The 8071-nt window shown below is 47.0% G+C and carries 9 protein-coding genes; all 9 read right to left on the bottom strand.

Annotated elements, in window-relative coordinates; all coding sequences use genetic code 11:
• On the bottom strand, positions 1–1539 hold a 1539-nt coding region (gene mnmE / locus Q0438_RS07420; RefSeq protein WP_299189777.1), incomplete at its 3' end, for a tRNA uridine-5-carboxymethylaminomethyl(34) synthesis GTPase MnmE.
• Between the two features lie 2 nt (positions 1540–1541).
• Positions 1542–2297 carry a Jag N-terminal domain-containing protein gene (locus tag Q0438_RS07425; protein WP_299189779.1) on the bottom strand — a complete coding sequence of 252 codons (756 nt, stop codon included), beginning with the start codon at positions 2295–2297 and terminating at the stop codon, positions 1542–1544.
• Positions 2294–3928, bottom strand: coding sequence for a membrane protein insertase YidC (yidC, locus tag Q0438_RS07430; RefSeq protein ID WP_299189781.1), 1635 nt, complete (start codon positions 3926–3928; stop codon positions 2294–2296). Before yidC ends, Q0438_RS07425 begins: the two co-directional genes overlap by 4 nt.
• Positions 3928–4272 carry a membrane protein insertion efficiency factor YidD gene (gene yidD / locus Q0438_RS07435; protein WP_299189783.1) on the bottom strand — a complete coding sequence of 115 codons (345 nt, stop codon included), beginning with the start codon at positions 4270–4272 and terminating at the stop codon, positions 3928–3930. Before yidD ends, yidC begins: the two co-directional genes overlap by 1 nt.
• On the bottom strand, positions 4269–4604 hold the full coding sequence (gene rnpA, locus Q0438_RS07440; protein WP_299189798.1) for a ribonuclease P protein component: 336 nt from the start codon (positions 4602–4604) through the stop codon (positions 4269–4271). The genes yidD and rnpA overlap by 4 nt, the downstream gene beginning before the upstream one ends.
• A complete protein-coding gene (gene rpmH / locus Q0438_RS07445) occupies positions 4592–4726 on the bottom strand; it encodes a 50S ribosomal protein L34 (RefSeq protein ID WP_005873223.1) in 135 nt (44 codons plus the stop codon). The genes rnpA and rpmH overlap by 13 nt, the downstream gene beginning before the upstream one ends.
• Positions 4727–4804: 78 nt before the next feature.
• Positions 4805–5119, bottom strand: a complete 315-nt coding sequence (locus Q0438_RS07450) for a hypothetical protein (protein WP_299189786.1) — start codon at positions 5117–5119, stop codon at positions 4805–4807.
• Positions 5116–6474: an efflux transporter outer membrane subunit gene (locus Q0438_RS07455; RefSeq protein WP_299189793.1), complete on the bottom strand. Its 1359-nt coding sequence runs from the start codon at positions 6472–6474 to the stop codon at positions 5116–5118. Before Q0438_RS07455 ends, Q0438_RS07450 begins: the two co-directional genes overlap by 4 nt.
• 13 nt (positions 6475–6487) lie before the next feature.
• Positions 6488–8071, bottom strand: a 1584-nt coding sequence (locus Q0438_RS07460; protein ID WP_299189797.1) for an ABC transporter permease, incomplete at its 5' end; no start/stop codon positions are given.

The raw sequence follows: 8071 nt of genomic DNA on the forward strand, positions 1-8071 counted from the left end.
GCCGATCTGCCGGTCGTTGCTTAGCATTAGTCCGTCGAAATTTTGAGAATCTAAGTAGCTCTCAAGCGCGGTTAAAATTTTATCCACGCCCTCGTTTACAGAAATTTCAAGTGGCGTAAAAATAGAATTTGCTTGGGTATTTTGCTTAGCGGAATTTTTTGCAGAGCTACTAGGCGCGACGGAATTTGCAGAATTTTGTTTGGAATCATCTTTCGTAAAATTCCCCGCAGCACAGCTTGCAGTAACGCGCTCGGTATTTGGCGACACTAGTTCCGCTTTTGCGGCGGAATTCTGCCCCACCAGATTTATGGAATTCGCAAGAGCTATTTGGCTTGTAGGCGTGGAATTTATAAAAGTAGAATTTTGCGCGCTTAAGTCACGCTTCAAATTTTTAGCTTTTAAATTCTGCGCGCAGGAATTTAAAGAAGCGTCGCAGGTTCGACTTTGCTTTAAATTTTCGGCTGCGAAATTTTTTGCAGAAAAAGTCTCTAAATCATCGCCAAGATCCTCTGCGCTAGGATGAAATTTACGCGGCAGGTCGCATTTATTAAATACGTAGATTATTTTCTTGTCTTTTTGCTCTCGCAAAATTTTTAAAATTTCACCGTCCTCTTCGCTGAATTCGCGGCTCGCATCAAAGATCGCCAAGATCACGTCCGCTTCGCTCGCCGCTCGAACCGAATAGGAAATGCCGATATTTTCGAGCTTGGAGCTGCTTTGTCTGATACCTGCGGTGTCGATTATGCGGATGAGATGGGTGCCGATTTTTAGGCTCTCTTCGATAAGATCGCGCGTAGTGCCCGCCTCGTCGCTCACGATGGCGCGCTCGAAATTTAAAAGCGCGTTTAGTATGCTTGATTTGCCGACGTTGGGCCTGCCTACGATCGCCACCTTAAAGCCCTCGATTAGCCCCTTACGACTGCGGCTTATGCGGGTGATTTTTTCCAGGCTTTTTATATTTTCATCCAGCATCTTTTGGGAGCTTTGCAGCACGTCAGAAGGCAGATCTTCCTCCGCGTAATCTATGCAAACCTCGACAAAAGCCAGCGTCGTAACCAGAGCCGCGCGCAGATCGCCTATAAAGCCCTCAAGCTCGCCGCGCAGATTTCTAGCTAAAATTTTAGCCGCACTTTGCGAGCGCGAGTTTATGAGATCGCTTATGGCTTCCGCTTTGCTAAGATCCATTTTATCGTTCAGAAAAGCTCGCTTGCTAAACTCGCCCGGATGCGCTATGCGAGCGCCCAGCGATACCGCCGCTTCAAGAGCTAGAGAGGATGCGACGAAGCCGCCGTGAGTTTGGATCTCGACTACGTCCTCGCCGGTAAAGCTGTGTGGGGATTTGAAATATATCAGTATCGCCTCGCCGAAAATTTCGCCGCTTGCGTCAAAAAGACCCGTAAGCGTCGCGCGGCGCGGCTCAAGATAGCTGCGATGCGAGATAGCTAGCGCGATACGCAGAGCATCACCGCCTGAAATTCTAACTATGCAGATTCCGCCGATACCGTGAGCCGTAGCGATAGCAGCGATAGTTTCGTTCATCGTTAGCTTTTTTCGTCTACGATGACGATTTTGCCGTTGCGCGTGGATTTTATGCCGACTATGCGATCCGGATAGACCTGCTTTAGCTTATCGGCTACGATTTTAACGAACGCTCCGTCAAAGCTCTTAGTCACGATGCGCTCATCGCCCGATTTTTGTACGAGCGCATCGACGTAAGAGTCGATAAATTTTCTTTGATTTTGTAAAAATTCCGCGACTTCAAACACGACTGCGAAGTTGTATCTTATGCTGATCCAATTATAGATCATATACGAAAGCGCCTTGTAGCGGTGTCCCTCTTTGCCTATCAAAAGCGCGCTATCCTCGCCGTCAAGCTTGATATAAACGGTATTTTCGTCGATTTTGCTGACTTCGCTCACTTCGATCTTAAACTCGCTCGATCCAAAAAGCGCCGAGAGCTTCTCTTTGATCTCGATTAAATTTTCATCGGTTACGACGGCTTTTTGCTTTTCTTTGCGATGTTTAGGATGTGCGGCGCGCGGGCTTTGCGGCTCAGATTTGTCGCCCTGCTTTTTCTCCGCTTTGCCGGCTTTGTCTTGCGGGGCGTTAAGTTCCGGATCTTCGCTAAATTTTTCCCCTTCTAAAACCGCTTCAATCACGGCATTTTTCTTAAAAAAGCCCAAAAATCCACCGCTTGGATGCTGCAATACGCGCACGTTAAGCTGCGTCACCGAGCATCCAAGCGCATTAGCGGCTCTGTTGTAGGCATCTTTTAAATTTTCAGCTTCGATTATCATGACTTTTTCTCCGCTACTTGAGCTCGTTTATGCCTTGCAAAGGCCTTGTTTATGACGTATTGCTGGATAATTGAGCAGAAGTTATTGATCGTCCAATACAGCGTCAAACCCGCAGGGAACATCGCTAAAAATACCGTAAAAATGAGCGGCAAGAATTTCATCATCTTCTCTTGCATCGGATCGGTAAATGTAGTCGGCGTGATCTTTTGCTGCAAAAACATCAAAATTCCCATCATAATCGGCAGGATATAGTATGGATCTTTAAGCGACAGATCGTGGATCCAAAGCGCCCATTCCGCGCCCTTTAGCTCGATCGCGTTAAGTAAGACGCGGTAGATCGCGAAAAATACCGGTATCTGAAGCAAAATCGGCAAGCAGCCACCCATTGGGTTGGCGCCGTTTTTCTTATACAGATCCATCATATGCATCTGCAGCTTTTGCTTATCGTCCTTGTATTTTTCTTGAAGCTCCTTCATCTTAGGCGCCAGATCCTTTAGCTTGTTCATAGATAGCATTCCTTTGTAACTTAGCGGGAATAAAATCAGGCGGATGATGAGCGTAAGCACAACGATCGACCAGCCCCAGTTACCGATGTAGCCGTGCAGCCAGTTTAGGAATTTAAACATCGGGCGAGCGATAAAGGTAAACCAGCCGTATTCGATGATATTGGTAAGAACCGGATCTATCGAGTTTAACGTCGCATGATCCTTCGCTCCCAAATATCCCGTGACGCTAAAATCGCCATTTGAGCGGATGAATGCCTGCGAAATTTTATCCGCATCGGTCACGGTCACATCCATATTGTTTCCATAAAACAGCGTCGTGTAGTATCGATCCGAGCTCGCCGCGATATTGGCGTTGCTTATTCGCTCGTTGCTATCCACGTCGCCGTCTTTGAAAATTTCAACGTTCTCTTTAGTGCTTTGCGAATCGGTAAAAAATGAGGTAAGCTTATCAAAAATACCGGCTTCGCCAGGCTTGCCGACGATAACGCCGTGGATGGTGTAGTTATCCACTTCGACGTTCGGGCGAGAGCCAGGAGTGATGAAATAAGGCGCGCTGCCGCTTAATTTCACATCCAGCTTGTAGCTGCCGTTCGGGAAAAAGGTCAAATTTTTAGTTATAGTTACCGAGCCCAAATTTTGAATTAAGCTCACGCTAGCTTCTCCGTTTCGCACGTCCAGCTCGCTAGATGAAGCGCTGTAAGGGGTATCGAAAGCCATCGCGTTTAACGCCGCATCCTCAAAGCGCACCTCAAGCGGCTTGGAATGCGATTTGGCATCGATTAAATTTAGAGCCTCGCCGTTTCCGTCACGAAATTTCGCATCGTTTAGCAGATACGAGCTTATGCGACCGAGCCCGTCGATCGTAAAATTTGCCTCTTTGCCGATCACGCGTACTAACGGCGCGGAGGCGGAATTTGCGGTATTTAAATTTGCGCTCTGCGCGCCGGCACCGGCGGCGGAAGTTTGCGGAGCTGCCGTATTTTGCGCGCTCTGTGCCGCGGTCGCATTCGCCTCCATCGAGGCGCGAATTTTTGATAAATAAAAATGATCGTAGGCGACAAAAAATATAAGCGCGAGCGCCACTGCGATGGCGAGGCGTTTTGATTGAGGTAGTTTATCCAGCACTATTTCTCTCCTGCTAGTATGATATAGTATCTATTTTTTTTATATGGTATGAACCAAAGCTTAAATTCCTGCGCGCGCGCGTTAAAGCTGCCTTCGCAGGTTTTTGAAAATACGCAAAATTTAAAATTTCGCGTGATTATCGGATGGTCTATGCCGCCTTTAAACAGCGGATTGCACCTTAAAATTCTAGCGGCCGTAGCGCAAAGAGCGCGGAAAAGACCGTTAAATTTAAACTCATAAAGGGCGTATTGCGAACAGCTCGGATAGTAGCGGCAGCAGCGCGGAAACGCGGGCGAAATGAATTTTCGGTAAAACCCGATCGCGGCTATAAAAAATTCCTTCATTTTGCCGCTCCGATCTTTTTAAACGCCCATTTTAAATTTCGTTCCAGCTCGCTAAAACTCATATCGATCATCTGTTTTTTCGCGATCAGTATAAAAATGCCGCTATCGATGGAATTCTGCTGATTATAAAATGCGGCGCGCAAACGTCTTTTGGCGCGGTTTCGCGTGACCGAATTGCCTATTTTTTTGCTGGCGACCGCGCTAAATTTACGCTCCTCGCTCGCCAAAAAATAGACGACGGCGCATTCGCAATGCCACTTCGCCCCGTTTTTATAAACATCCGAAAAAACTCTACTGTCGCTTACCGCAGCGAACTCGCCTACGCAGCCAATCTTCTTCTGCCTTTAGCGCGTCTTGCGCTTAAAACTCTGCGGCCGTTTTTTGTTTTCATACGGACGCGAAAGCCGTGAGTGCGCTTTTTAGGGGTATTGTGGGGTTGGTACGTTCTTTTCATAACTGTTCCTTAAAGAAAATGTAAAGCGGAGATTTTATATAAATTTTACTTAAAAAGCGATAAACGAGCGCGGGGATTTTAGCGGCTTTTTGGATTGCCGCGTAGCTTTTGATTTCGCATTTTAAGCTCCCGCGCCGCCCTGTCGTTTTGCTCTTTTATGCTCTGCATCGGATCTTTTTCAGAGGAAAAATTTTGCGAGCCGCGGTTTTGCTCGCCGTGCGAGCCGCCGCGCTCTAAATTATCTTGCAAAATTTTGCCCTCGCTTTCGATCTTGCGGCGGTTTTGCAAAATTTCGCGGCGGTGCTCCTCAAAGCCGCTAGCTTCAGAGGTATAGCCGTATTCTGCCGCAAATGTCGCGCCGCAAAATAGCAGAAATATCAGAATTTCTTTCATTTGCGTCTAAATTTACCCGCCATAGCACGATAGATCGCCGCTTCGTTTTGCAGCGTCAAATATTTTTGATTTAGCTCGCTGATCTTTGCATCCACCGCGTCAGTGCGCGCTTCGAGCATATCTTTTAGCTCGCTTGAGCCCGCTTCATATTTAGCGGCATAAAGATCGGCGATACGCGCCTTCTCGTCGTATGCGGCGCTTAAATTTTTAAGAGTAGCCAAATTTATCTCGTAAATTCTATATAAATTTAGAACCTCGTTAGTCGCGGTCGAGAGCGTCTGCTCGTAATTAACTACGTTTTTTCTAAAGTCGATCTCCGAAATTTTAAGTCGGTTTTCAAGTCGCGCGTAGTCCAAAAACGGCAGACTGATACTTACGTTGCCGCTTAAGAAATTTAGCTTAAAGCTATCGTCGGCGCGGCCCGCTTGTCCGCTATTTAGTCCGGCGCCTAAATTTATGCTAGGAAAGAAATTTAGCTGCGCGGTTTGGTTGTCGTAAAAGCTGGAATTTAGCCGCGAAATCGCCGCGCGGATGTCGGGGCGATTGGATAGCGCGGTGTACGGCACATCTAAATCGACGCCTTGAAATTTGATCGAGCTGATCGAGTTGGTGTTGTCGCTAAACTGCATGCTCGAGGAGATCAGATTTCTCATATATTTTCTATTATCCTCGATATTTTTTTGAATCTCCAAGACCCTATTTTCAAGCCCTAAGATGCTATTTTTGATCTGCCTGTAATCAAGCTGCTCGGACTTGCCGTAGTCGTATTTGGCCTTGATTATCTTTTCGATCTCGCGATAATCGCTTAAATTTTGTCTAGTCCATTTTAGCGAGTCGTTTAGATACAGCATCTCAAAGTATCCGCTTACGACGGAGTTTATCAGCGTAAGGCGTGCGTTTTCAAGATCGAATTCGCTAGCCTTTGCGCTCCACTCGCTGGAATTTACAGCCGAGCGAATTTTTCCGAAAAGATCGAGCTCGTAGCTTACGTTAAAGCCCGAGCTGTATGTTTTGCTCCAATTGGAGCTCGTGCTGATATCGCGCCCTCTGCTGCCGCCTACCGATCCGCTTAGCGTAGGAAATAGATCCGCGCGATTTAACCCTAAATTTGCATAAGCGCTCTCGACGTTAAGAGCGGCGGTTTTTAGATCATAATTGTTTGCAAGCGCCTGATCTACGAGTTTGTTCAGATACGATTCGTTATATTTTTTGTACCAAAGCGTATCGATCTGATAGGTCGCGTTTTCATCCTTAAAATTTTGCTTAGGTTCATATTTGATCTCGCCTTGATTAGAGGCACAGCCGCAGATCCAAACGGCCAGAACGCCGCTTAAAATTACTTTGGAATTTATCATTTTCTCTCCTTGTTTATTCTTGTGCTAAAGCATCTATCGGATTTAATCTGCTGGCGTTTCTTGCCGGCAGATAGCCGAAAACTATGCCGATCGCGGACGACGCCGCAAAGGCGATCACGAAAGGCGCGGTAGTAAATTTCATCGCAAAATCGGGGCTTATGGTATTAAACGCAAATCCAAGCGCCAAAGCGATTAAAATTCCTAAAGCTCCGCCGAGCGAGCAAAGCAAGATCGCCTCTATCAAAAACTGCTGCAAGATGTTGGATTGCTTCGCGCCGATCGCCATTCTGATACCGATCTCGCGCGTGCGCTCGGTAACGCTTACGAGCATAATATTCATCACGCCGATGCCGCCGACGACGAGCGAGATCACCGCGATCGAGGAGATCAGAATCGTCATTGTGCCTACGGTGCTTTCGATAGTTTGCTTGATCGTATCTGCATTCATAGTGTGAAAATCTCGCGAGCCGTGCCTTTGGATAAGCAGCTGAGTTAGGCTCTCTTCGGCTACGTGAGTATCGACGTCGTCTTTTATTTTGATGGTGATCGAGCCTATTTTCCGGTCGCCGCTGATTTTATTCATCACGGTCGAATACGGCGCGTAAATTCTTAAATTTTCGCTGCTTCCGAAGGCGTTTTTATCCTTGCCCGAAACGCCTATGATTTTAAGCGGCCTACCTAAGAATAGAATCGTCTTGCCGATAGGATCGGTATTTTTGAAAAAGGTTTTTTTGGTATTGGGATCGATGATGACTACGGAAGCGGAATTTTTGATATCGTCGTCGCTAAAATTTCTGCCCTCTTCTATATCTATGCCGTTAACGGCCAAAGAATTTACGCCGCCGCCGCGCAATTGGGCTTTTGAGCTTAAATTTGCATAGGTTATCGTACCGCTTGCGTAAGAATTAGGCGTGGCGTAATCGACATAGGGCTGACGCGCCAAAACCTTCGAATCGCTTATCGTAAGGGTGCTCACAAATCCCGCCCGCACGTCGCCGAAATTTTTGCCGGGATAGATATTTATCGTATTGGTACCGATAGCGCGGATCTGGGATATGATTCTTTCTTGCGAGCCGTTACCTAGGGCTACGACGCAGATGACGGAAGCGATGCCGATGATGATACCAAGCATCGTCAAAATCGATCTTAATTTATGCGAAAATATAGCGCTAATCGACATTTTAAAGCTCTCTATGAGTTGGTCTTTGCAAAATATAAAGGAATTTTTCGTTTTAATCTCCTCTTTTTTGCGCTCAAAAACCCGCTCCGCCTTTCTTTTATCGCTTAAAATTCTGCCGTCTTTGATCTCGATGATACGATCCGCAAATTCCGCAATATGCGCATCGTGCGTAACTATGATGATGGTGTGCCCCTCTTCGTGCAGCGCCGTTAAAATTTGCATCACCGTCTCGCCGCTTTTGCTATCAAGCGCGCCGGTGGGCTCGTCGGCCAAAATCACTTCGCCGCCGTTTATCAGAGCGCGGGCGATACTTACTCGCTGCTGCTGCCCGCCGCTAAGCTTGCTCGGTAAATTTTTGATGCGATCGCCAAGCTCCAGCTTATCCAAAAGCTCCACCGCCCGTTTCGTCCGTTCGCT

The organism is uncultured Campylobacter sp. (assembly GCF_938030785.1).
In the GTDB taxonomy this organism is placed as follows: domain Bacteria; phylum Campylobacterota; class Campylobacteria; order Campylobacterales; family Campylobacteraceae; genus Campylobacter_B.

Bases quoted from the DNA above. Each gene is read 5' to 3' on its own strand.
- Q0438_RS07425 (WP_299189779.1), bottom strand. From the start codon at position 2,297: ATGATAATCGAAGCTGAAAATTTAAAAGATGCCTACAACAGAGCCGCT.
- yidD (WP_299189783.1), bottom strand. From the start codon at position 4,272: ATGAAGGAATTTTTTATAGCCGCGATCGGGTTTTACCGAAAATTCATT.
- rpmH (WP_005873223.1), bottom strand. From the start codon at position 4,726: ATGAAAAGAACGTACCAACCCCACAATACCCCTAAAAAGCGCACTCAC.
- Q0438_RS07450 (WP_299189786.1), bottom strand. From the start codon at position 5,119: ATGAAAGAAATTCTGATATTTCTGCTATTTTGCGGCGCGACATTTGCG.
- Q0438_RS07455 (WP_299189793.1), bottom strand. From the start codon at position 6,474: ATGATAAATTCCAAAGTAATTTTAAGCGGCGTTCTGGCCGTTTGGATC.